The sequence below is a fragment of the Brucella thiophenivorans genome, assembly GCF_002252445.1.
GTDB classification, from domain to species: Bacteria; Pseudomonadota; Alphaproteobacteria; order Rhizobiales; family Rhizobiaceae; genus Brucella; species Brucella thiophenivorans.
The window spans coordinates 96,258-119,925 of record NZ_NNRJ01000061.1; the positions used below are offsets into that span (position 1 = coordinate 96,258).

A 23,668-nucleotide genomic window follows, 5' to 3' on the forward strand; every position below is an offset into this window, starting at 1 on the left:
ATATCGAATAATCATCATGAACACATAAAATTAGCTTCAAATCGCGATGATTGAAGGATAAATTGTCCTGGGGTAAATTCCTGTAAATAGGACAATCGATGTCTTGTAATGATCTTGTGACTTTCGACGTGTGGCAACCCGTGCTGGAAATGCGTAAGGGGTCTACCAAACATCGGCTTCTGACCGAAAAGATCGTTGAAGATATTGAGAAGGGCGTCCTTAAGCCAGAAACCAGGATGCCAACGCATCGCGATCTGGCGCATAAGCTTGGGCTATCTGTTCAAACCGTAAGCATCAGTTATAAAGAAGCAGAGCGGCGTGGTTATCTGCGCGGTGAGGTTGGACGTGGCACTTATGTTTGTCATCGCGTCACAGAACGCGCTGATCGATTTATGCTTGATCGAGACCCGAGCGGCGCAGCCGATCTGTCCATTATTCGGGCGGTCTATATGGGTGCACATGAGCATGCTTCACGACAATTGTTCGAAGAGTTAAGCCAGTCTGACAATTCGAGCTTTATGCGGCCATGCCGTCCCATTGCAGGATTGGATCATCATCGCAACGTTGCCTGCGATTGGCTGCGCGGTTTGTCAGTTGCGGTCGACCCCGGCCGAGTGATTATCACCAATGGTGCAGCGCACGGACTGTTTCTGGCCGTCGCTGCCGTTGTGCAGCCTGGTGAACTGGTGCTGACCGAAAGCCTTACCGATCACGGCATTATTGGAATGGCGAATGTTCTCGGCTTCACTTTGCGCGGGTTGCCTACCGATCGTGAAGGCATATTGCCTGAAGCGTTTGAAACGGCCTGCGAGGTCGGTGACGTAAAAGCGCTGGTACTTATCCCGACGCTCGGAAATCCAACCAGTCATCTGATGGGTGCTGAAAGACGCATCGCTATTGCCGACATCGCCCAAAAATATGGTGTCTTTGTCATTGAGGACGAAGTGTACAAGCCAATTCTCGAAGAACAATTGCCATCAATGCCTGAACTTCTGCCTGAATTGGGGTTTTTCGTCACCAGTTTTACCAAGACAGTCATGACCGGTCTACGCACCGGCTATCTAGTGGTGCCAGCCCATTACTCCATTCGTGTTACCTCCATTCTGCGCGTGACGAGCTGGAGCGGTGTTAACCTGGTGGCGGAAATGGCCAGCCGCTGGATTGAGGATGGAACGGCCTCGCGATTGCTTGATATTCAGCGCAGCGAGTTGCGTCTGAGACAGGCATTGGTTAGCGATATTCTGGGAACACATGTGGCCGGAAGCAATCCGCTTTCACTTTGCGCGTGGCTGCATATCCCACGCAACTGGTCGGAAGATGGTCTGGTGCGGGCGCTCGCAAGTAAAGGCGTTGCGGTGACACCTTCGGAACCGTTTGTTGCCGGTGGTGATCGAGGAAATGGCGGTATCCGTATCTGTCTTGGCGGAAGGCTTTCGCGGTCTGCTTTGCAGACAGCTCTGGAGACAATTCGCGAAACATTTGCGCAATTGCCTCCGGTTTATGATGTGAGTTCTATCGCCTGACGTCAGAGTACAGACTGCAAAAACTCCTTGGTCCGCTCTTCTTTCGGTGATTGGAATATCTGATCTGGGGTTCCTTGTTCACAGATACGTCCCTTGTCGAAAAAGCAAACGCGATCAGATACTTCGCGTGCAAACCGCATCTCATGGGTGACCAGAAGCATTGTCAGATCGTGTTCCTGTGCGAGTGAGCGAATGACCGCTAGCACTTCTCCAACGAGCTGTGGATCAAGCGCTGATGTCGGCTCGTCAAACAGCAGAACCCGTGGACGCATTGCCAGCGAACGTGCAATCGCAACACGTTGTTGCTGCCCACCGGAGAGCTGTGATGGGTAATGATCTTTCTTATCGGTGAGGCCGACAAGCGATAAAAGATCAAGTGCGCGCGCTTCGGCTTCAGCGCGTTTCATGCCGAGCACATGAACCGGAGCTTCGATGATGTTGCGCAGAACAGACATATGCGGGAACAGATTGAAGCTCTGAAACACCATGCCGACATGTGATCTGATTTTGCGCAAATGTGCTTCGCTTGCCTGAAAATGCCCTTTGCCATTCGGTTCGTGATAGGGCATTTCAGCGAGCTCTAATGTTCCTTCCTGAAATGGCTCCAGGGTCATAAGGATACGCAGAACGGTTGATTTTCCCGAACCAGATGGGCCAATCAAGGTGACTTTCTCGCCCGTTTTGACCGAGAAATTGAAGCGATCCAGTACTGTCAGCGCGCCGAAGCGCTTTGTTACGTCCTGAAAGCGGATGATTTCCTGGGTCATTTGAGAGCGATCCCGTTCTTTGGAAGTGTGCGTTCAAGCCGGCGAATGAGTGCCGAGCAGATGAGTGTCAGGACGAGGAAGATCAAACCGACCATTGAGAGTGGTACGAGATATTCAAATGTCCGATCGCCGATCAGGTTGGCGAGGTTGAGCATGTCCACGATGCTGACGACGGATAAAACCGGCGTTTCTTTCAGCATAGAGACAAGGTAATTGCCCATTGCTGGGATGATGCGCGGCACAGCTTGCGGTATGACAATGTCTTTATATGTACGCCAGGGGGTGAGGTTTAACGCCCGTGCGGCTTCCCATTGTCCGCGTGGAATTGCTTCAATGCCGCCGCGATAAACCTCTGACGTATAAGCGGAATATTGCAGGCCGAGCGCCAAGGCTCCGGTCATGAAGGCTGGTAGCACGATCCCATAAACCGGCAGCACATAATAGAGGAAGAACAGTTGAACCAAGAGTGGTGTGTCGCGCAGGAATTCCACCACCACAACTGTCGGCCATGAGATGATTTTGTAAGGGCTGCGGCGCAAAAGCGCGAAGACAAGACCGAGAACCAAAGCAATGGCAAACCCAGCGGCTGCGGCTTTTAACGTAACCGTTAGGCCGATTGCTAAAATTGGCAGGATGGAGATAGCAAAGGAGAGCGTGGACGAGGTGTCCCATGCATAACCGTAAATCATGCGAAGCCTCCCGCCATTGTTTTGCGACGAAGGTGTCGTTCGAGCAAACGAATGGCTGATGCAAGCACGAGCGCCATGGCAAAATAGCCAAGCAGCGTCAGGGAATAGATCGTAACACTATCAAGTGTCAGATTGCGCAAACGCTGGGCCTGGAAGGTCAGATCACTAATCGCGATCAGCGATGCAAGAGCGGTATCCTTCAGATTGTGAATCGCAAGATTGCCAAAGGCCGGCATCATTTCAACGATAGCCTGCGGTAAAACGACATGAAACAAGGTGTGTGTCTTGCTAAAGTTAAGGGCGCGTGCCGCCTCGTGCTGTGCCTCTGGAACCGATTGCAGTGCACCACGCACCACTTCCGCGCCATAAGCCCCAATGTTCAGACCAAGCCCCATGATGCCGGTTGTGACCGGATCGAACGAAATGCCGATCAAGGGCAGGGCATAATAGAGCCAGAACAATTGCACGAGGAGCGATGTGCCGCGAAATATTTCGATATAAGCGACTGCAATCGCAGACAGAATCGGACCGCCAGCAAAGCGCGCAATACCTGCGGCAAATGCCAGTATCGTACCGATGGCCATCGAACTGAGCGCAAGGACAACCGTGACTTGAGCCCCTTTGAAAAGGGCGGGTAGATATTCCGTCCAGTGCATATGGTCCTCTCCCGTCTGAGATGAGACAAAGCCTGCCAGGCCGTTTTCAGGCCTGGCAGGCGTTAGGAAATATTATTTTGGGTTGCAGAGGCTGGCTGTATCAACGGTTCTTGCTGCCTCAACGCTTTCTTCGCTAAGTCCGTATGTCATAAGGATTTTTGCATAATCGTCGGTTTTTTTGAACTCGATTAGCTCGTTGTTGAAAGCGTCATAGAACTCCTTATCCTCAGGACGGAAACTGAAGGCGCCAAAGCTGCGCGCTGGCTTTCCATCGACGACAGGATCGGTAAATGGATGCGCCTGTTCAAGCTGTGGTGCGTTTTCGACAAGCTTTGCGACCGTCAACTCGGTTGCTGCATAGGCATCGGCGCGACCGGTCTGCACTGTCGATGGTGCATCGGCATTGCCCTGGATCATAATGATCTGGGATTCATCGATACCCATCCCATGCAAAAAGTCGATCTGGTCTGCACCGGAGACGATGGCTACTTTCAGCGACGGATCTTTCTTGATGTCTTCATAGGAATGGATTTTCTTTGGGTTTCCTTTTGGTACCAGAAGACCTTCGCCATAGCTGGAATTGGCAACTGAAAACTGAACCTGCTTGCAACGGTCTGGCAGAACATTCTGTTCTGCGGCTACAAATTCAAAGCGTTTTGCCTTAAGGCCGGGGATAAGCGAGCCAAATGGTGTCACAGTCCAGTCGACTTCTTCAATGCCGAGCTTCTTGAAAATAGCCGCGGCAACATCCGGGCCGATGCCTTTGGCTGCACCGCTGGCATCCATATAGCCATAGGGCACCTCATTGGCGGTCGCCCCCCGTACAAAGCCAGCACTTTTCAGATCGTCAATTGTGCCAGCCTGCGACGGAATGGTCATGACGATAAATGCTGCTGCCGAAAGCAGAGCTGAGATCGAAGTAAGTTTCATGCGCATGGTGTTCACTCCTCTTTATGAATGCCGGTTGTTTGTTTTCCGGCTTGTCAATTTATTGATGTTGAATAGTCTATCCCGAGGTTGGTTCCTCGCTGTTTGTGGCGATAACAGACAGGCAATCGCCCATCTTGATGAGACCCGGAAAGTGGCGGGCTGCGAGTATTCCGTCGAGTGCAGCGCGATATTCCTGTGGCGGGCTTCCGGTGCGTGCAACTTGATGAACGCGTGCAATAACGTCACCTTTTCGAAGCGTAGCGCCTAAATCAACCAAAGGTTCCAACAATCCATCAGTGTCGGCAAATCCGAAACATTCGTCTGATGGCATATCCAGCCATTTGGTCGGTGATGTCTCGATCTCACCTTCCAGTATTCCCGCGTGAATCAAAATATTGCGAATACCGCGTTTGGCGATTGCCGCTGTGTGGGCTGTGATTGTGCCACCACCCGAAAGCTCGGTCGTTACAAAAACCTTGCCAGCCTCTTCAGCGGTGGTGTCGTACATTCCCACCGCATCTATCTCGATCATCCGCATGGAAAACGGTGCGGAAAACGCTTTGACCGCAGCAAAACAACGGGCTTCCTGTGCCGTGTCTGGCAGGGCGTGTGCAGCAGCATAAGGCAAAAAATCCAGTGTGCGACCGCCTGAATGAAAATCCATTACAATGTCGGCTGTTGGCAGCAGATAGCGGGTGAAATAATCTGCGATCTTTTCCGTAACCGTTCCATCGGGACGTCCGGGAAAACTGCGATTGAGATTTCCTTTGTCTATGGGGGATGTCCGCGTTCCAGCTATGAAAGCGGGATAGTTCATTGCGGGAACAATAATGACGCGACCGTTGATTTGCTCGGGTTTCAAATTGGCAGCAAGATCATAAAGTGCCACCGGCCCTTCATATTCGTCGCCGTGATTGCCGCCGGTCAATAGAGCCGTCGGTCCATCGCCATTGCGGATCACGCAAATCGGCAACATCACAGATCCCCAGGCGGAATCGTCGCGCGACCATGGCAGTCGCAAATGGCCATGCTGTATGCCGTCGCGGTTCAGATCGACAGTCGGTGTGATTGGTGAAGGCCGGGAAGGAGGCAAGCTGTGCATCATCATGAACCGTCCTTAATCCTTCACGACCAGCTTGCGTGGCACGTTTGACAGGCACTCGACGCCGGTTTCGGTGATGACGATGCTTTCGGTAATTTCGAGACCCATCGTCTCAAGCCAAAGGCCCGTCATAAAGTGAAACGTCATGCCGGGTTGTAGCTCCGTCCGATCGCCGGGCCGCAGGCTCATGGTGCGTTCGCCCCAGTCAGGCGGATAGGACAGACCGATTGAGTAGCCGGTTCGGTTATCCTTGATAATCCCGTATTTTTTGAGCACGCCGAAGAAGCCATTGGCAATATCTTCGCATGTGTTACCCGGGCGTGCCGCTGCAAGCCCGGCTTCCATGCCTTCTAATGTTGCCTTTTCCGCATCAAGGAAGGCCTGCGTCGGTTTGCCCAGAAATACCGTGCGCGACAGCGGGCAGTGGTATCGCTTGTAGCATCCGGCAATTTCGAAGAATGTGCCTTCGCCTGATTTCATCGGCAGATCATTCCAGGTGAGATGCGGTGCGGAGGCATCTGCACCCGATGGCAAGAGCGGCACAATTGCCGGATAATCGCCGCCAAAGCCGTCAACGCCGCGCGTACCTGCATCATAAATTTCGGCAACCAGATCGCATTTGCGCATGCCCGGTTCGATCTTCTCGACAATTCGCTGGTGCATGACTTCGACAATGCGGCCAGCCTTTCGCATATAGTCGATTTCGGTCGGACTTTTTATCGCGCGTTGCCAGTTGACAAGGCCCTGCGCGTCTTTGAATTTCGCATTCGGCAAATGCTTCTGTAACGCATGGTGGGCGGCTGCGGTGTACCAGTAATTATCGAATTCTACGGCAATCGTTTTGTTGCCAAAGCCTTTGTCTTCGAGGATAGAGGCCAGCAAATCCATGGGATGGCGTTCGAGTGATTGCACATAATGATCGGGGTAACCGATGATGTTATCAAAGCTGATCCATGCGGTGCGCTTGGCGCCATTGCCATCCTGACCGCGACCATACCAGATCGGCTCACCATCCATCGCCAGTACGACACATTGGTGAACATAGAAGGACCAGCCATCGTAACCTGTCAGCCAATGCATGTTAGAAGGATCAGTCACGATGATGACATCAAAGCCCGCCTTCTCCATGGCGCGCCGTGTTTTGGCAATCCGCAGATCATATTCTGCGCGCGTGAAATTAAGTTCCGCACTCATCGGCTGGCTCCTGCGTTTTTGCTTGAATCAATCTTTGCGCCTGCATCGCGAAGGCTGGCACGTTGTGTAGTAAGATGGGCAATCGCCGTGTCCTGAACGCCTGTGCCCGTCAGATCGCAAATCGTAATGGCGTTCCGATCGCGTTGGGTTACGTCGCCTTCAAGAATGATCTGACCAAGCTCCTGAAAGGCTGCATCGGCCTCGACAACACCTGCTTTGATGGCGTGGTGCAGTTCACCAAGCCTGCGGGTCTGGTTTAAACTGTCGGCTATATAGATGATCGGGCGCTCGAAAGTCGCTGGATCAAGCTCGTTTTTGTGCTCTGCGTCCGAGCCCATTGCGGTGATGTGCTGTCCCGTCTCCAGCCAATCGGCCTTGATGAGCGGCGTTTCAGAAGGCGTCGTTGTGACGATAATGTCAGCACCGCGACAGGCTTCCTGTGCATCTCTTAACGCATTGACCGGAAAGCCAAATTGTTGAGTTAAATCACGCGCAAGACGTTGCGCCTTCTCAAGATCGCGCGCCCATATGCGAGCCTCGGTAATTGGACGCACAAGCGTTAGTGCCTTTAGTTGTAGCTTGGCCTGCATGCCTGCCCCCATGACAGTGGCGATTTGTGCATCTCTACGTGCCAGATGTTTTGCAGCGACTGCACCTGCGGCAGCGGTGCGCACATCGGTCAGGTAACCATTGTCCAACAGCAGCGCTTCGATCAGCCCGGTCTTTGCAGAAAACTGGATCATCAGCCCATTGGTGGAAGGCAGGCCAATGGAAGGATTGTTGAAAAATCCCGGGCTGATCTTGATGGCGAAACTATCGAGACCAGAAATATAAGCAGTCTTGACATCGACTTCGCCGCGTTCTGCGGGAATATCGAGCCGCAGAATAGGCGGCATACTGACTTTTCCGCCTGCAAGTGCGCGAAAGGCATCTTCAACACAAGCGATGCTTTCCAGATCAATCGATATGATCTCGCGTAGATCGGCCTCAGTCAGAATTCGCATTTCGGCCATCAGCCAGCCCTCCGATAGCGTTCTTCCATGATTGCGCGGTGTTGTTCAGGATCGATATTACCACCGGATATGATGAGGGCGGTTGGTCCGACAGGACGGAATTTACCGCTCAACAGTGCACCAATGCCAACCGCCGCCGCACCCTCAATGATCTGTTCTTCTTGCAAAGCGGCATGCTTGATGCCGGCAGCGATTTCTTCTTCGTCAAGCAGGATGACTTCATCCAGCAATGCCTTGCAGATTGCAAATGTCCAGCGATTGCTCGTCCCAATGCCCCCGCCAAGAGAGTCTGCCAATGTATCCACCTCTTCGACGTCAATGGGTTTACCCGTCTTGAGGCTTGCATCCATGGCCGCGCCACGTTGCATGGAAACACCAATAATTCGGGTTTGTGGGCGTCGAGCTTTTACCGCTGTGGCTATGCCTGCCGCCAGTCCTCCACCTGAAAGGGGAATGAGAATGGCTTCGACTTCGGCTAGATCGTCGATGATTTCCAGTCCTATCGTTCCCTGACCGGCGATGATGCGCGGATCATCGAAAGGCGGAACGGCTTTCATGCCTTCTTCCGTGACAAGACGTGCGACTTCTAGCATGGCGTCGTCTTGAGATTTTCCAATAACGCGTATGTCTGCTCCAAGATCTCGGATTGCCTCGATCTTGTTGTGGGGCACAAGTGAGGAAAGACAGATTGTTGCAGTCAGCCCCTGCGCTGACGCAGCATGGGCCAATGCGCGGCCATGATTGCCGGTGGAGGCGGTAACAACGCCATTCTGCGTTTCTTCCGGCGATAGGCTCAGAACGGCATTGGTTGCTCCGCGCAGTTTGAAACTGCCGGTCGGCTGAAGGTTTTCGAGCTTGAGAAAAACAGGTGCGCCAGAATGTTGGCTTAAGCTTTCAGAGCGCATAAGCGGTGTACGCTCAATTTGACCTTCGAGCCGGTCACGCGCTTTTTCTATCTTATCAACGCCAATAATATCAGACACGTTGTCTGCCTCTCACAGCTTTGTAACAGATGGAGAAACGTTGCATCCCGTTATCGGGCTGCGTCATAAACGAGCTGACATAAGGCGCAATAAAGCACCGTCTGCGGCCGCAAAGCCACATTCTCGTTCCCCATATGCTTGATTATTATCGTTATGACTATGATTGTAAGACGAGATTGATCATGTCAATAACTATATTGGATCATTACAATTATGTACTGTCACGACTTTTGGTGCTTCAGTCTTGAACGGCGCGCATCACCGTGCCAATGAGTATGGTGTAACTGCTGATGTATCTGGAAGGATCGAATGAAATCCGCTCTCAAGCTCGACGCTGTTGATCTTCGCATTCTTGAAGCTGTTCAGGAAAATGCGCGTATCACCAAGATTGCCTTGGCGGAAAAGGTTGGTCTTTCTCCAACACCCTGCTGGCTGCGGCTGCGCAAGCTGGAGGAAGCGGGCATTGTTACGGGTTATCACGCGCGGATCGCCCATCGAAAAATTGCGGCCATCGCGCATGTCATGGTACAGATTACGCTCGGCAACCATCGGCAAAGCGATTTTGACCGCTTTGAGCGGGCGGTTGCAGCCATTCCAGAAATCATCTCGTGCTGGTCGGTTGGCGGTGGTGTCGATTATTTTCTGATGATCATGACGCGTGACATTGATGCCTATCAGCGGCTGGTTGATCGGTTGCTTGATCAGAATATCGGCATTGAGCGATACTTCACTTATATCGTGACCAAACTGGTGAAGGATGAAAGAACCGGCACGCCGCTTTCGATCATGGCAGACGATGTTGAATAGTCTAAACCGTCTGTTTGACTGACGAAGTTTAGCCCAATCATACTGTTCGCTCTCGCATATTTGGTCTGAATAGATGTCGAAGCTATGAGATGGTTCTTCCAGAATTTGGGAGAAGCACAATGAATGCCGTTCTGGATCATCCGCTACAACATGATGGGCTTAGCAGGCTTCGGGACAAACATCTTTTTCGCGAATTAAGTTATATCAACGGGCGCTGGGTCGCTGGCGACACAGCTGAGACATTCGCCGTTTCCGATCCCGCTACGGGAAAGCGACTGGCGCGTGTTGCAAGCCTGAGCGAAGCACAAACAATGCTTGCCATTGATGCGGCTGAAAAGGTTTTCCCAGCTTGGCGCGATAAGTTACCGCAGGAACGCTCTGCAATTCTGCGTCGCTGGCATGAGCTTGTTCTTGCTCATCGTGAAGATCTCGCTTTGCTGATGACGCTTGAGCAGGGTAAGCCACTCAATGAATCGCGCGGCGAAATCGATTATGGTGCAGCGTTCATCGAATGGTATGCAGAAGAGGCCAAGCGACTGAATGGCGAAACCATCGTGAGCCATCTGCCCAATGCGGAAATGCTGGTGCGTCGCGAGGCGCTCGGGGTTGTCGGACTTGTAACGCCATGGAATTTTCCGAACGCCATGATTACCCGCAAGGCTGCGGCGGCCATCGCCGCTGGTTGTACGGTCGTTGTTCATCCGTCGTCTGAAACACCGCTATCCGCATTGGCTTTAGCCGAGCTGGCAGAGCGTGCGGGGATGCCATCAGGCATTTTCAACGTGGTAACAGGCAAAGCTGCACCAATCGTTGACGTGCTTTGTCGGGATGAACGCACGCGGGGATTGAGTTTCACGGGCTCTACTGAAATCGGCAAGATGATTGCCACAAAATGTGCAGCTACCGTCAAACGTCTGGTGATGGAGCTTGGCGGGCACGCACCTTTAATTGTCTTCAATGATGCCGATGTTGACCGTGCAGTCGATGTTGCTATGGCGGCTAAATTTGCAACCTCGGGACAGGATTGCCTCGCAGCGAACCGCATCTTTGTCCAGCGTGATATTTTTTCAGCGTTCACGAAGGCATTTGCCGCACGCATTCGTGGTTTGAAAACAGGCAATGGTCTTGATGTAGATGTCGAGATCGGTCCGATGATGCATAGCCGGGCGGTCGATAAAATCGAGCAACATGTGCGCGACGCAGAAAAGCGCGGCGCCAAGATCGAAGTCGGCGGCAAGCGCATCGGCGATAACACGCTTTTCTTCGAGCCGACTTTGCTGACCAATGTTTCAGATGATGCAGACATTATGCATGAGGAAACGTTTGGTCCGGTCGCAGCCGTCACGGTTTTTGATGACGAGACCGAAGTCCTCAAACGCGCCAATGCCACGCAATATGGCCTTGTGGCCTATGTAGTGACATCGAATGGTGCGCGGCAATTGCGGATGGGACGGGCGCTCGAATACGGCATGATTGCTATTAATCGTGCAAAAATTACCGGTGCGCCGATCCCATTTGGCGGTTGGAAACAATCCGGGCTGGCCCGCGAAGGATCGCATCAGGGCATCGAAGCTTTCACCGAACTCAAATATCTCTGCATTGATACCGCTGCGTGAAAGCGTTGCGACAGGAAAGGAACAAACCGATGTTGAACAACAGCAACGAACTCACTGCCTGGGATCGCGATCATTTCTTCCATCCTTCCACGCATATGGGAATGCATGCGCGCGGCGAAACGCCCACGCGCGTACTGGAAGGCGGCGAGGGTGTCTATATTGCTGATGTCAATGGCCGTAAAAGTCTGGATGCCTTTGCGGGGCTTTACTGCGTCAATGTCGGTTATGGCCGAACCGAGATTGCGGATGCAATTGCCGAGCAGGCGCGCAAGCTTGCCTATTATCATGCCTATGTCGGTCATGGCACCGAAGTGTCGATCACGCTTGCAAAGATGATTATCGACCGTGCGCCAGATCATATGAGCCGCGTCTATTTTGGTCTGTCCGGTTCGGATGCCAATGAAACCAACATCAAGCTGATCTGGTATTACAACAATATTCTGGGTCGCCCGGAAAAGAAAAAGATCATTTCACGCTGGCGCGGCTATCACGGTTCGGGTGTTATGACGGGTAGCATGACCGGCCTTGCGACATTTCATAATGCCTTTGATTTGCCGCGCGCACCGATCCTGCATACGGAATCGCCTTATTACTTCCGCCGTGAAGATCGTTCGATGAGCGAGGAACAGTTCTCGCAACACTGTGCTGATAAGCTTGAAGAGATGATTCTTGCTGAAGGGCCAGATACAATCGCTGCTTTTATTGGCGAACCTGTTCTGGGCACTGGCGGTATCGTGCCGCCACCAGCCGGATACTGGCAAAAGATACAGGCAGTTCTTGATCGCTACGACATTCTGCTTGTTGCCGATGAAGTGGTGACTGGCTTTGGTCGTCTTGGCAGCATGTTTGGTTCCGATCATTACGGTATGAAGCCTGATCTGATAACCATCGCCAAGGGCCTGACATCGGCTTATGCACCGCTTTCGGGTTCAATCGTTTCTGATCGCATGTGGCAGGTCTTGGTACAGGGATCCGACCAGATGGGTCCGATTGGCCATGGCTGGACCTATTCCGCTCACCCTATTTGTGCTGCTGCCGGTGTCGCCAACCTCAAGCTGATTGATGAACTCAAACTAGTCGAAAATGCAGGGTCGACCGGTGCATATTTCCGCAAAGCGCTTAAAGATGCTGTTGGCGATCATAAACATGTCGGTGATGTACGCGGTGAAGGCCTGATGGCAGCGATCGAGTTTGTTGATGATCGTGATGATCGCAAATTCTTTGATCCGTCATTGAAGGTTGGCGCGCAAATTTCCACTGCACTTCTTGCGAATGGCGTGATTGCTCGTGCGATGCCAGAGGGTGACATCCTTGGCTTCGCGCCGCCACTTTGCCTGACACGCGAAGAGGCGGATAAGGTCGTTGATGCAACGGCAAAAGCTATCGCGACCGTTTTTAAATAGTCGCCCAAAGTGTACCTTCACCATCCCATGCATGGTGAAGGTACAAAATTTGGGGCCGTGCCTCTGATTATAGTTTCCGTTAAACTAGCTGCCTACAGACCCAAGCGGAGACCCTGATTTGATTCGATTCCTTGGTTTATCCGTCGCCATTTTGGCTATGACTGCGCCGACGCTTGCGCAGGATGACGATTTCAACCTGACATATCATGTCGAACGCACTCCCTCCAGCAAACTCACTATTGAGGAATGCGGGGATGTTGTCACCGAAACTGCACAGAAAGCCGGTTTAAGATCGGATATACAGGATTTTCCCGGACAGCTTGTCGTTGTAACAGGCGGCGTCAAAGGAAAAGGCGCTTTCGTTGTGCAATGTATCAATGTCGACAATGTTACAGTCAGTGTTGTTCAGGGCATAGATTATCGCCAGCAAAAAGGAGTTTTAGGAAAATTTGCCGACAAAACTTTCGAAGCTTTGAAGGCAGCGATTAAATAGACCTTGATTGCGATTTTACGTAATTTTCAAAAAATAAACTTACGAGAGAGCTAATAGCGCCTCTGCCGCATCGCCATCTATGATCAGGCCATTGACGATGCCGCTTTTCAGCAGTGCTTTGGCTGCAGCGGCTTTCTCTTGGCCCGCTATCAAAAGCACAACTTGCACTTTTTGCAACTCCGCAAAACCCAGAGCTATGGTGCGCTGGTTCATCTCATGGTCGATTTGATGGCCTTCCTTATCGAAGAAAATGCCGTTGGTATCACCAATTGCGCCTGCTGCTCGCAGGCTTTCCAGTTCGGTTTTGCTTAACATGTTCTGACGACGCAGCAATGAATCCTCGGTCAGTTCGCCCGCGCTGATAAAACACACCGATACTGTACGAGCGATCTCCATCGCACGAGCTACGGAGCGTTGAGAAATCAAAACTTTTCGGTCTTCAGCGGAATCAGCGATAAACGGAACAGGCAAGAAAAAGCCTTGTCCGCCTGTGCGACGGGCCAACATGTGCACGACTTCAAACGGATTATAGGCCGAATTTGCCGTCAACGACCCCATTACCGAAATGAACCGGGCCTGCGGTGCACGTACACCTGCAAGTTGCAATGTCATCTGTTCGATGGTTCGTCCCCATCCGGTGCCAACGGTTGCTTCCTGATTGTCAGCCAGAAAATTTTTGAGATAGGTTGCAGCTGCAACACCTACAGCTCTGAACGAAACCTGTTTACGGATTTCAGAGGCATTATCATCAGCCATATCGAAGCCAAATGGCGGGGTAGTAACGCAGAAATTCAATCCGTAGCGTCGCATTAGCTCGTTTTCAACAGGCAGCGTACCGGCATTCTGATGATCGATTGAAATACTCACCAGCCCGCTTTCGCGGGCTTCGCCCAGAATCTTGTTTACACGGGCACGCGTCAATCCAAGTCTGGATGCCGTCGCCTCCTGGTTGAATCCTCCAACGTAATAGAGCCATGCCACGCGTACCATCAGGCTGTCTTCGGATTCGCTCATTGGTTCCTCATTCAATCCACTGCCCCAAAATTACAAATGTATTTTTATTTGACATTTGTAATTTGTCGACGCTTAATATCATTCATTGCGACGGACAAGAGCGCGAATGAGTGATCGGGTCAATCGGAATGCGAGACGGAAGTGATAGCGAATGAGGACGTCTTTCTCTGGAGGAGCAGAGACAGACGGCGTTATTGCGGCAGTTTTGGAGGAGCGGCGGGGGAACGCGTAGCTTTCGCCGAAAGCGTCTGGGGAAGATGTGACATCAAACAAGATGTCATCATTGGTCCTCAATGCGGAGGTTCAACAATGTGAAGCAGGACAGTGGAGCCAACCACGTTGCTTCTGGGAGGAATAAATGGGATCGGGATTTTTCAAGAAATCTATCGCTGTTGCAGCTTTGGCCGTGCTGATGGGTACGGCAAGCGCATCGGCTACGAATGTTGCGTGGGTGCATTCGAATGCTGCCGCGCAGTCTGAACAGCGTGCGAAAGCGGGCTTTGATGCATGGCTCAAGGACACCGCTAAGGACTGGAATGTGAGTGTTCTTGATAGCGGTGGTTCTGGTGAGCGCACCGCATCCAATATTCAGGATGCGGCATCGCGTGGTGTCGATGCAATTATCGTCAGCATGTCGGATTTGCGTGCTTCGCGCGCCGCCATTGATGCCGCCGTTGCTGCAAAAATTCCAGTTTTCGCCATTGATAGCGGTCAGGTCGATGGTGTTCTCGTCGATGTTACGACGAATAACTGGGCGATGTCGGCTGCAGTATCCCCCTATCTGCTCAATGAAATGGGTGGGAAAGGCAATCTGATTTTCCTGCGTATGGCAGAGCATCACGGCACGCGTAAACGCGGCGACGTCATGGCCACAGTGCTAAAAGAATATCCAGAAATCAAAGTTCTTGCAGAGCACAACATTGATTATACTGCGTTTTTTGAAGACACCACCAGCTCCATGCAGGATTATGCGTCGCGCTTTGGCGAAGAAATCAATGCAGTCTGGGCACCATGGGATGAGCCTGCACAAGCTGCGATCAATTCTCTGAATGCAGCCGGTTTGAAGAATGTCAAAGTGATTGGTATTGACGGGCATCCGCAGGCAATTGAAGAAGTCTGCAAGCCAGACAGCCTGATGATTGCGACTGTTTCGCAGCCCTTTGAAAAAATGGGTGCGCAGACAGGTGAATGGATCGAAAGCATTGTTGTAAAGAAGGAAGATGCTGCAACAGTCATTCCTTCCAAGACAGTCTATCTCGATGCGCCGCTCGTCACAAAGCAGAACTGTAAAGACTTCCTCCCGAAGAAATAGGCCACCCCGCCTGCAATTGGCCGGGGCGTGTTCGTTCCGCGTTCCGGCCTTTTTTGAAGCTTGAAAATGCAATTCACGGGAGTTTGTCGATGGCCGTGAGCCTTTCACAGATCGTCATGTCTTATCCCGGAACGCTGGCGCTTGATCAGGTCAGTGCAGAATTCCGGTTCGATGAGGTGCATGGCCTGATCGGAGAAAACGGTGCCGGGAAGACGACGTTGGTCAGTATTCTCGGCGGCAGCAAAAGCCCGTCCTCTGGTAATATCACTATTGATGGTGTTGAGGTGAAGCTTGCAAGCGCGGGTGACGCTTTGCGCAAGGGTATCGCGCATGTTTCGCAGGAAGGGAGCCTTGTTCCGGGGCTGACGGCTGCGCAAAATATTCTGCTGGGCGATGAACCGCGCATGGGGCTTGGCATCATAGACAAGAAAAAGCTTGTCGCTCGCGCAGAAGAACTTCTCAAACGCTGGTTTCCGCAAGTTTATATCGACCTTGATGAGCAGGTTGATATGCTGCCGATGGCAGATCAGAAGATAATCGAGATTGTCCGTGCTCTGCGTGGAAATGTTCGGTTGCTTATCCTTGATGAGCCAACAGCAACATTGCCTGCGCGCGAAAAAGAAAGCCTTTGGGAGATCATCAAAACCTTGCCGCAACACGGTGTTGGCATTGTACTGATCAGCCACTTTCTCTCTGAGATTAAAGCGCTGAGTGACCGTATAACTGTCCTTCGTGATGGAAGGCATATAGCAACACTTGATGCTGATAATTCAAGTGAAGCGCAACTGATCGACCTGATGCTGCAGCGTTCGGGAAGAACGGATGCGCCGGAGAATGAAATCCAACATAACCGCAATCTTGGTCCGGTGGTGTTGGAGGTCAGTGATTGGCAGGCTGGGGGTGTTCGTGCCGATAACTTTATCATTCGTGCAGGCGAGATCGTAGGACTGATCGGTTTGACTGGCGCAGGGCATTTTGGCTTTGCTCGTTCACTTTATGCCGCGAGCGGCGTGACAGGCGGCAGTCTTCGCTTTCAGGGCGAAATCGTAAACAGGGTCGATGCGCGAACCATGCAGAAAAAGGGTGTGGCGCTCGTACCTGATCATCGAATGGAAAACTCCCTCATAGGCGATTGGGATGTACGTGAAAACCTTGCAATGGTGCATCCATCTCATGCGACCTTGGGCGGTACAGGCATTTTGTCCATGCGTCGCGAAGCCGGTGAAGCAGACCGCACAATGCAGATCATGAACGTGAAGGCGCATTCACGCAGCCAGTTCGTCAAAGATTTGAGCGGCGGCAACAAGCAAAAGGTCTCGATTGGAAAATGGCTTTACGGAGCTGATGATCATTACCGTCTGATGATCTTCATCGAGCCAACCGAGGGTGTGGATATTGGCGCTAAGCGCGAGATTCACGCGCAGATGCGCAGGCTTGCCGACAAGGGCGTCGCTATCCTCGTTACCTCATCTGACCTTTTGGAAATAGCCGACGTCGCAGACCGCGTTATCCCCTTCGCAAATGGCAGTCCGGGGCCTCAGATTGAGCGCGGCGAATTTTCCGAAGCGAAATTTATTGCCGCAATGGCAGGAGTTACCCCATGAATGCCCGATCTTCAGCGGTGTCACCGCAATCATCCCGCCATGCCCAAAGCTTTGGCAAAAAGCTGAAAGGCGAGTGGCTGCTTAAATATAGCACACTCTTCGTGCTTTTCCTGTTGTTTGCAGGCTTTTCGCTAACCGTTGACCGATTTCTGACGGCAAACAATCTTCTCAATATTATCCAGCAGATTTCGATGCTTACCATCGTTGGCGCAGGCCTCACATTTGGCTTCGCGGCGCGTGAAATGGATCTTTCGGTCGGTTACATGGTCGGCATGGCAGGCATTCTTGTGCCACTTATGCTGGTTGCAGGATTTCCTTTGCCCGTGGCCTTGCTTGCTGGCCTCGGTGCTGGATTGTTGGTTGGTTCGGTCAATGCAATTCTGGTTACATTTGTCGGTGTGCCATCGCTGATTGCCACTCTTGCCATAGGATCGATCCTTTATGGCATCAATTTTCTGATGACCGGTGGGCGGGCAATCTATGGCGGTCTGCCAGCAAATTATCTTTGGCTCGGTCAGGGGCAGTTGTTTGGAATTCCGGTGCTCGCTTATGCCATGGTGATCGTGGTTTTATTCGCCTGGTTCCTGATGGAGCGCACTGTTTTCGGTCGATACATCTATGCGGTTGGCGGTAATCTCAAAGCCGCGGAGCTTTCGGGTGTGAATGGTCGGTTTTATCGTGCTGCCGCTCTTGTCGTGTGTTCGATTTTTGCAGCGGTTGCCGGTGCGCTTCTTGCGGCACGTCTTGGCTCTGGTCAGCCAAATGCGGGCGAACGCTATCTGCTCGACGGCCTTGCAACAGTGTTCATCGGAATGACGATGTTTCGTCCGGGGACGGCCACGATAGCGGGCACATTCTTTGGCGCATTGTTTATCGGTGTCATCAATAACGGCCTCAACCTCATCGGCATGGACACATATATTCAGAGCATCGTGAAGGGTCTTATCATTCTCGTCGCGGTCGCGGTTGTTTCGCGCACCACCAAACTGAAGCTCCTTTGAGAGCACATGCAAGGCTTGAACTAAACATCATGAAACATTTGCAACAGACAGGTCTGTCGGAGGCGCACGTGCAAAATCCGAGTAACTCTAATCTTCTCGAACTATACCGTACGATGCGGCGCATCCGTACCTTTGAAGAGCGCGTCGGCGAATTGTTCGTGCGCGGCCAGACAGCGGGTTCGATGCTTCATCTGTCGATTGGTGAAGAAGCCGCAGCCGCCGGTGTTTGCGCTGCCATGCAGCCGCAGGACACGTTTACAACGCATCATCGTGGCCATGGTATTTTTCTGGCACGCGGCGCTGATCCGAAACAGATGATGGCGGAAATCGGTGGTAAGGAAACTGGCTATTGCCATGGCAAGGGTGGTTCCATGCACATTGCCGATATGGCGCTGGGTCATCTTGGGGCCAATGCGATTGTCGGCGGTGGTATTCCTTCGGTCGTGGGTGCAGGGCTATCCAGCAAGTACCTCAAGAAAAATTCTGTTTCGCTCGCATTCTTTGGCGACGGCGCTATGCAGCAGGGCATTTTGTATGAAAGCATGAATATGGCGGCTCTCTGGGGCCTGCCGGTGGTGTTTGTCTGCATCAATAACCAGTATGGCATGGGAACGCGTGTGGATCAGGCGACGGCCAATACGGCATTTGATCAGCGCGCACATGCTTTCGGCCTCAACGGCGCGATTGTCGATGGTATTGATGTGGAAGAAGTAAAAGCCACAGCGCAAGGGCTTATCGACGATGCTCGTCTTGGAAAGCCCGGCTTCCTATCCGTAACGTGCTATCGTTTCTTCGGTCATGCCCGCATGGATAAGAGCCCGTACCGTGCGGAAGCGGAGGAAGCTGAAGGCCGCAAAAAAGACCCGGTGAAATTCACGCGTGACCGGCTGGTTTCAGAAGGTTTTGCGCAGGAAACAGAGCTTGAGGCAATGGATAGTGGCATCACCGCCGAAATGGATGCGACCATTGATTTCGCGGTCGAGTCCAAGGCGCCGCCACTCACTTCAATGTTCAAAGATGTCTATGCGGTCGGTGAGTCTGAACCAGAACCCCTCCGCACCCGTATTGATCGCGTACTTTCCAGGGATGAAGCATAATGGTTGCCATGACTTACCGCGATGCGCTGCGTAAAGCGCTGGATGATGCCATGGCTGAAGATAACACCATTGTCGTTATAGGCGAAGAGGTTGGCCGTTATGGTGGAGCTTATGGTGTAACGAAAGACCTGATCGGCAAATATGGCGCTGATCGGCTAATCGATACGCCGATTTCTGAGCCGGCAATCATTGGTGCGGCTGTCGGCGCTGCGATGACTGGTCTTCGTCCCGTTGCAGAGCTGATGTATATCGACTTTCTGGGCATGACCATGGATCAGCTTGCCAATCAGGCGGCAAAAATCCGTTACATGTTCGGCGGACAGATTGGCGTGCCAATGGTCCTACGTACGCAGGGCGGCACCGGACGTTCCGCAGGTGCACAGCATTCCCAGAGCTTAGAGGCGTGGATCATGCATACGCCGGGCTTGCGGCTTGTCATGCCTGCTACCGTGCAGGATGCCTATCATCTGCTGCGCCAGAGCCTGACAAAACCTGATCCGGTGGTATTCATTGAGCACAAGGCGCTGTATACCCGCAAAGAAGAGGTTGACCTTGATGCTGAGCCGCTCGAATGGGGCAAGGCTGCGGTGCGTCGTACGGGCAAGGATCTGGTTATCGTTACCTATTCGCGCCAGCTTCATTATGCGCTGGATGCTGCCGAAAAGCTGGCCGCGAAAGGCATTGAAGCGACTGTCATCGACCTTCGCACGCTTAACCCGCTCGACTTTGATACGATCCGCGAACATGTTGAACGTGTCGGCAAAGCGATGGTCGTATCTGAAGGTGTAATGACTGCTGGTGTTGCGGCCGAGCTTTCGGCACGTATTACGGAAGAATGCTTCGACTATCTGGAGCAACCTGTCGTGCGTGTTGCGGGCGAGGATATCCCGATTTCTGTTTCGCAGGATCTGGAAGCCGGAAGTGTACCGACAGCAGACCTTATTCGGTCGGTCGCGGAGAGAATGCTGTCATGACAGAGCGAATTCTCAAAATGCCGCGCCTTGGCGAAACGATGGAGGAGGGCAAGATTGTCGGCTTCCTCATCAATCCGGGCGACAGTTTCAGGCGCGGTGATTCAATCATTGAGATTGAAACCGATAAGACGGTTGCCGAGTTTCCCGCGCTTGGCGATGGCACTCTGAATGAGTGGATTGGATCCATTGGGGATCATGTTGTGGTTGGTGCGCCATTGGCGCGCATCGATATAGGCAATGGTCCTGACTGGACGGAGGACGGTAGCGAGAGCAGCTCTTCTCCGAAAGAACCGGTTGCACCAGCCCCCGCGAATGCACCCGGTTCACAGAATAATCAGGTCGTGACCGACCTTGATATGCCGCGTCTCGGTGAAACGATGGAAGAGGGGCGTATCGTCCGCTGGTTGAAAGCTGCGGGAGACGGTTTTGAACGCGGCGAAGCCATTCTTGAGATTGAAACAGACAAGACGGTTGCCGAGTTCCCGGCCCTTGTCAGTGGTAAGCTTCTCGAGGTTCTACGTGCTGAAGGCGACATGGTAAGCGTTGGCGATGCTATTGCCCGCGTTGAAGTGGCAGCGAATTCAATCACACAAAAGATCGAAGTCGAAATGCCAGCGGAAACTGCTAAGGAGCCCACAGCTGTGCGCTCTGCAAAGACATTGAGCCATGATCAACGTACGCGTGCGACCCCGCTTGCACGCAGGCTTGCGCGGCAGAAGGGCATAGACATCAACACGCTTTCAGGTTCGGGTCGCCGTGGTCGTGTGGAGAAAGAAGATATTCTTGCTGCGTCGGGCAATTCGGCAGCAAGTGCTGATGTGAATTTTGTTCAACTTGCAGATGGTCGTGTTGCTTATACGGATATCGGTCCTGAAAACGCACGGGTTTTCGTGCTGTTGCATGGCTTTTCTGGTGACCGGACAACATGGAGCAATGTTGCATCCGGATTGCGCAGGGCAGGCTTCCGGGTGGTTGCGCCTGATTTTCCGGCGCATGGATTGACGACGATCAATGCGGCAAATTCAGACCAGTTAAGCGCGTTTCTCCCTGCCTTCTTAGATGCGCTATCGATTGATAAAGTAGATGTGGTTGCACATTCTCTTGGTGCGGTCGCTGCGAGCGTGTTTGCTCTTGATCATTCTGATCGTGTTAAAACGCTTACACTTATAGCTCCGGCAGGTCTTGGTTCTGAGATCGACGCAGGATTTATCTCTGGCATGGCGCAGGCAACGACAGCTGGCGAGATAACGCATCTTCTGCGTCGCATTTCGGCAAAGCCAGTGGAGCTTTCACCTGCGCTGGCGGCAGAGTTTGCCGCAACGATGGCTAAGGGACGACTGAAAGAACTGGCGGACGCGGTAGTCGGATCGTCAGTGCAGCGCACGGACATTATTTCATCGCTGGAAAAGCTTTCGCGTTCAATGCCTGTCCGCGTCCTGTTCGGCCTTCAGGATCGCATTATTCCATGGCAACAAGTGACCTCGTTGCCACCATCAATCGGCGTTCACTTTCTGGCCCAGTCCGGACATATGCCGCAATGGGATCAGGCGAAGGAAGTGATTGATCTTGTTGTGAATTTTGCGGGAGGTCCCAATGACTGATGTAAAATTACGTCTTAAGGAAGCCCAGTCGCGACTAGGTACTTTTGCAAAAGCTTCGCCCGAACTCATGTCCGGTTTTGCCAAGGTCAGCAAAACTGCAACGGCTGCGGGGACATTTTCTTCTGCACAGCGCGAGTTGATTGCGGTCAGTATCGCTGTTGGTAAAGGCTGCGAAGATTGCATTCTGTATCATGTGGACGCTGCCATTCGTCATGGTGCCACTGAAAAGGAGTTGGTCGAAGCGCTTGAAATTGCTGTCGAAATGGGTGGCGGTCCGGCTGTGGTTTATGCGGGAAAAGCACTAGAGGCATTTCGCGGATTAATTTGAACCAACGCACGGTGATGCATTTCGAGGACTGGAGGCGTCTTCGGAATGGCATTTTGGGAGGACTTGAATGGCTTATTTTCTGACCGCCGATGGAGGCACGGAAAGTATCCGCGCGCGGGTCTATGATCTTTCCGGAACATGTCTGGCAAGTTCTGCGGTGCCCTATGAAACGAAGTTTTCAATTGGTGCGCGTGCTGAGCAAAACCCTGAAGATTGGTGGTCTTCCTTCGTTCAGGCTGCACGCAAAACCATATCAGAATCTGCAATCGATCCTGCCGCAATTGAGGCTATCACGCTTGCAACAACCAGTTGCACCGTGGTGGCTCTTGATGCGGATGGCAAACCACTGCGCCCATCAATCATCTGGATGGATGTACGGGCAAGTTCAGAAGCGGATGCCGTCCTTGCTACGGGCGATAATGCGCTTTTGGCGAATGGAGGCGGACATGGCCCGGTTTCGGCAGAGTGGATGATCCCCAAGGCATTGTGGATTGCACGCAATGAGCCTGAAATCTTCGAGAAGGCAGAAACCATCTGCGAATATCAGGATTTCATGACGCTGCGTTTAACCGGCGAAAAGGCTGCGAGCCTCAATAATGTTTCCCTTCGCTGGCATTATTCTACAGATCGTGGAGGTGTTCCGACGACGCTTCTGGAGAAACTGGGCCTTGAAGCGCTGTTGCAAAAATGGCCCTCCCGCGTGGTGGCACCCGGCGAAGTAATCGGTACGCTTTGCGCATCAGCTTCTTCTGAACTTGGTCTTAGCCCGACAGTAAAGGTGGTGCAGGGTGGGGCGGATGCATTGATCGGCATGATTGGTCTTGGCGTTGCCAAGCCAGGGCAACTTGCTTTGATAACCGGCTCTTCGCATTTGCAATTTGGTGTTTCAGACAAGCCTTTGCATGCGCCCGGCATATGGGGAAGCTATCCCGACGTGGTCTATCCGAAACGTTATATCATTGAAGGCGGCCAGACATCGACAGGTTCGATAATTGCCTGGCTGGGCCGCATGATGAATGGCACTATGGATATGGAAGAACTCAACCGCAAGGCGGCAGCGCTTGAGCCCGGTGCAGATGGGCTTCTGGTGCAAGATCACTTTCAGGGCAATCGCACGCCTTATACCGACCCGCTGTCGCGTGGAGCAATTGTTGGCCTCACGCTCGCACATGAACCACACCATATTTTTCGTGCGATCATGGAGGGTATCAGTTTCGGTACACGCGCTATTCTCGATGCCATGGCGGACGCTGGTTATCGTGGGCAGGAGATTACTGTCGGTGGTGGCGCGAGTGCTTCGCCGCTCTGGCTGCAAATTCATGCTGATACTGCTGGGTTACCCGTCTGTGTGCCACAGTCGCGAGATGCGCCATCGGTAGGAGCAGCCGTTCTTGCTGCCCAGGGTGCTGGTCATTTTGCAACTATTGATGATGGTATTGCAGCCATGGTCAAGCCCGGCACACGCATTGAGCCACGCCCGCGCGAAACGGCCATCTATAATGAGATTTATCTGCAATATCGCGCGCTCTATCCAGCTTTGAAATCGGTTCGTGGAACGTGA

General features: G+C 52.5%; 22 protein-coding genes. 13 read left to right on the forward strand and 9 right to left on the reverse strand.

Annotated elements, in window-relative coordinates; genetic code table 11:
• Positions 1-98 precede the first annotated feature (98 nt).
• A complete protein-coding gene (ehuR, locus tag CEV31_RS19055; RefSeq protein ID WP_169717406.1) occupies positions 99-1,523 on the forward strand; it encodes a MocR-like ectoine utilization transcription factor EhuR in 1,425 nt (474 codons plus the stop codon).
• A gap of 2 nt (positions 1,524-1,525) precedes the next feature.
• On the opposite strand, the gene ehuA is transcribed toward ehuR, so the two are convergent.
• From ehuA to eutB, 8 genes are all read right to left on the reverse strand, one after another.
• Positions 1,526-2,290 carry an ectoine/hydroxyectoine ABC transporter ATP-binding protein EhuA gene (gene ehuA, locus CEV31_RS19060; RefSeq protein ID WP_094509518.1) on the reverse strand — a complete coding sequence of 255 codons (765 nt, stop codon included), beginning with the start codon at positions 2,288-2,290 and terminating at the stop codon, positions 1,526-1,528.
• Positions 2,287-2,979, reverse strand: a complete 693-nt coding sequence (gene ehuD, locus CEV31_RS19065) for an ectoine/hydroxyectoine ABC transporter permease subunit EhuD (protein WP_094509520.1) — start codon at positions 2,977-2,979, stop codon at positions 2,287-2,289. The genes ehuA and ehuD overlap by 4 nt, the downstream gene beginning before the upstream one ends.
• On the reverse strand, positions 2,976-3,635 hold the full coding sequence (gene ehuC / locus CEV31_RS19070; protein WP_094509524.1) for an ectoine/hydroxyectoine ABC transporter permease subunit EhuC: 660 nt from the start codon (positions 3,633-3,635) through the stop codon (positions 2,976-2,978). The genes ehuD and ehuC overlap by 4 nt, the downstream gene beginning before the upstream one ends.
• A gap of 72 nt (positions 3,636-3,707) precedes the next feature.
• Entirely contained in the window at positions 3,708-4,571 is an 864-nt protein-coding gene (ehuB, locus tag CEV31_RS19075) for an ectoine/hydroxyectoine ABC transporter substrate-binding protein EhuB (protein WP_094509527.1), read from the reverse strand.
• A 70-nt stretch (positions 4,572-4,641) separates the two neighbouring features.
• Entirely contained in the window at positions 4,642-5,670 is a 1,029-nt protein-coding gene (gene doeB / locus CEV31_RS19080; RefSeq protein WP_094509621.1) for a N(2)-acetyl-L-2,4-diaminobutanoate deacetylase DoeB, read from the reverse strand.
• Positions 5,671-5,682: 12 nt separating this feature from the next.
• A complete protein-coding gene (gene doeA, locus CEV31_RS19085) occupies positions 5,683-6,861 on the reverse strand; it encodes an ectoine hydrolase DoeA (RefSeq protein ID WP_094509529.1) in 1,179 nt (392 codons plus the stop codon).
• Positions 6,858-7,874 (reverse strand): cyclodeaminase, encoded by a 1,017-nt coding sequence (locus CEV31_RS19090; RefSeq protein ID WP_094509531.1) that lies wholly within the window; start codon positions 7,872-7,874, stop codon positions 6,858-6,860. The genes doeA and CEV31_RS19090 overlap by 4 nt, the downstream gene beginning before the upstream one ends.
• Positions 7,874-8,857 carry a hydroxyectoine utilization dehydratase EutB gene (gene eutB, locus CEV31_RS19095; RefSeq protein WP_374847377.1) on the reverse strand — a complete coding sequence of 328 codons (984 nt, stop codon included), beginning with the start codon at positions 8,855-8,857 and terminating at the stop codon, positions 7,874-7,876. Before eutB ends, CEV31_RS19090 begins: the two co-directional genes overlap by 1 nt.
• 309 nt (positions 8,858-9,166) lie before the next feature.
• Here eutB and CEV31_RS19100 point away from each other — a divergent pair, with 309 nt between their 5' ends.
• The 4 genes from CEV31_RS19100 to CEV31_RS19115 all read left to right on the forward strand — a co-directional run bounded on the left by CEV31_RS19100 (position 9,167) and on the right by CEV31_RS19115 (position 13,176).
• Positions 9,167-9,664 carry an Lrp/AsnC family transcriptional regulator gene (locus CEV31_RS19100; RefSeq protein WP_094509533.1) on the forward strand — a complete coding sequence of 166 codons (498 nt, stop codon included), beginning with the start codon at positions 9,167-9,169 and terminating at the stop codon, positions 9,662-9,664.
• A 119-nt stretch (positions 9,665-9,783) separates the two neighbouring features.
• Complete coding sequence (locus CEV31_RS19105) at positions 9,784-11,280, forward strand: NAD-dependent succinate-semialdehyde dehydrogenase (protein WP_094509536.1); 1,497 nt, start codon at positions 9,784-9,786, stop codon at positions 11,278-11,280.
• A gap of 29 nt (positions 11,281-11,309) precedes the next feature.
• Entirely contained in the window at positions 11,310-12,683 is a 1,374-nt protein-coding gene (locus CEV31_RS19110; protein WP_094509625.1) for an aspartate aminotransferase family protein, read from the forward strand.
• Positions 12,684-12,801: 118 nt separating this feature from the next.
• The gene (locus CEV31_RS19115; RefSeq protein WP_143850990.1) at positions 12,802-13,176 is read left to right on the forward strand and encodes a DUF6180 family protein; all 375 of its coding nucleotides are present in this window, start codon (positions 12,802-12,804) and stop codon (positions 13,174-13,176) included.
• Between the two features lie 39 nt (positions 13,177-13,215).
• Here CEV31_RS19115 and CEV31_RS19120 read toward each other — a convergent pair whose 3' ends face one another.
• Positions 13,216-14,190 (reverse strand): sugar-binding transcriptional regulator, encoded by a 975-nt coding sequence (locus CEV31_RS19120; RefSeq protein WP_094509540.1) that lies wholly within the window; start codon positions 14,188-14,190, stop codon positions 13,216-13,218.
• A gap of 358 nt (positions 14,191-14,548) precedes the next feature.
• Between CEV31_RS19120 and CEV31_RS19125 the strand changes: the two genes are divergently transcribed.
• The 8 genes from CEV31_RS19125 to CEV31_RS19160 all read left to right on the forward strand — a co-directional run bounded on the left by CEV31_RS19125 (position 14,549) and on the right by CEV31_RS19160 (position 23,668).
• A complete protein-coding gene (locus CEV31_RS19125; protein ID WP_094509542.1) occupies positions 14,549-15,502 on the forward strand; it encodes a sugar ABC transporter substrate-binding protein in 954 nt (317 codons plus the stop codon).
• 89 nt (positions 15,503-15,591) lie between these two features.
• Positions 15,592-17,106 carry a sugar ABC transporter ATP-binding protein gene (locus CEV31_RS19130; protein ID WP_094509544.1) on the forward strand — a complete coding sequence of 505 codons (1,515 nt, stop codon included), beginning with the start codon at positions 15,592-15,594 and terminating at the stop codon, positions 17,104-17,106.
• Positions 17,103-18,107 carry an ABC transporter permease gene (locus CEV31_RS19135; RefSeq protein ID WP_094509546.1) on the forward strand — a complete coding sequence of 335 codons (1,005 nt, stop codon included), beginning with the start codon at positions 17,103-17,105 and terminating at the stop codon, positions 18,105-18,107. The genes CEV31_RS19130 and CEV31_RS19135 overlap by 4 nt, the downstream gene beginning before the upstream one ends.
• Before the next feature lie 68 nt (positions 18,108-18,175).
• Entirely contained in the window at positions 18,176-19,204 is a 1,029-nt protein-coding gene (locus CEV31_RS19140) for a thiamine pyrophosphate-dependent dehydrogenase E1 component subunit alpha (RefSeq protein WP_094509627.1), read from the forward strand.
• Positions 19,204-20,178: an alpha-ketoacid dehydrogenase subunit beta gene (locus tag CEV31_RS19145; RefSeq protein ID WP_169717408.1), complete on the forward strand. Its 975-nt coding sequence runs from the start codon at positions 19,204-19,206 to the stop codon at positions 20,176-20,178. The genes CEV31_RS19140 and CEV31_RS19145 overlap by 1 nt, the downstream gene beginning before the upstream one ends.
• Positions 20,175-21,779 (forward strand): acetoin dehydrogenase dihydrolipoyllysine-residue acetyltransferase subunit, encoded by a 1,605-nt coding sequence (locus CEV31_RS19150; protein WP_094509550.1) that lies wholly within the window; start codon positions 20,175-20,177, stop codon positions 21,777-21,779. Before CEV31_RS19145 ends, CEV31_RS19150 begins: the two co-directional genes overlap by 4 nt.
• Positions 21,772-22,107, forward strand: a complete 336-nt coding sequence (locus CEV31_RS19155; protein ID WP_094509552.1) for a carboxymuconolactone decarboxylase family protein — start codon at positions 21,772-21,774, stop codon at positions 22,105-22,107. The genes CEV31_RS19150 and CEV31_RS19155 overlap by 8 nt, the downstream gene beginning before the upstream one ends.
• 67 nt (positions 22,108-22,174) lie before the next feature.
• Complete coding sequence (locus CEV31_RS19160) at positions 22,175-23,668, forward strand: FGGY-family carbohydrate kinase (RefSeq protein WP_094509554.1); 1,494 nt, start codon at positions 22,175-22,177, stop codon at positions 23,666-23,668.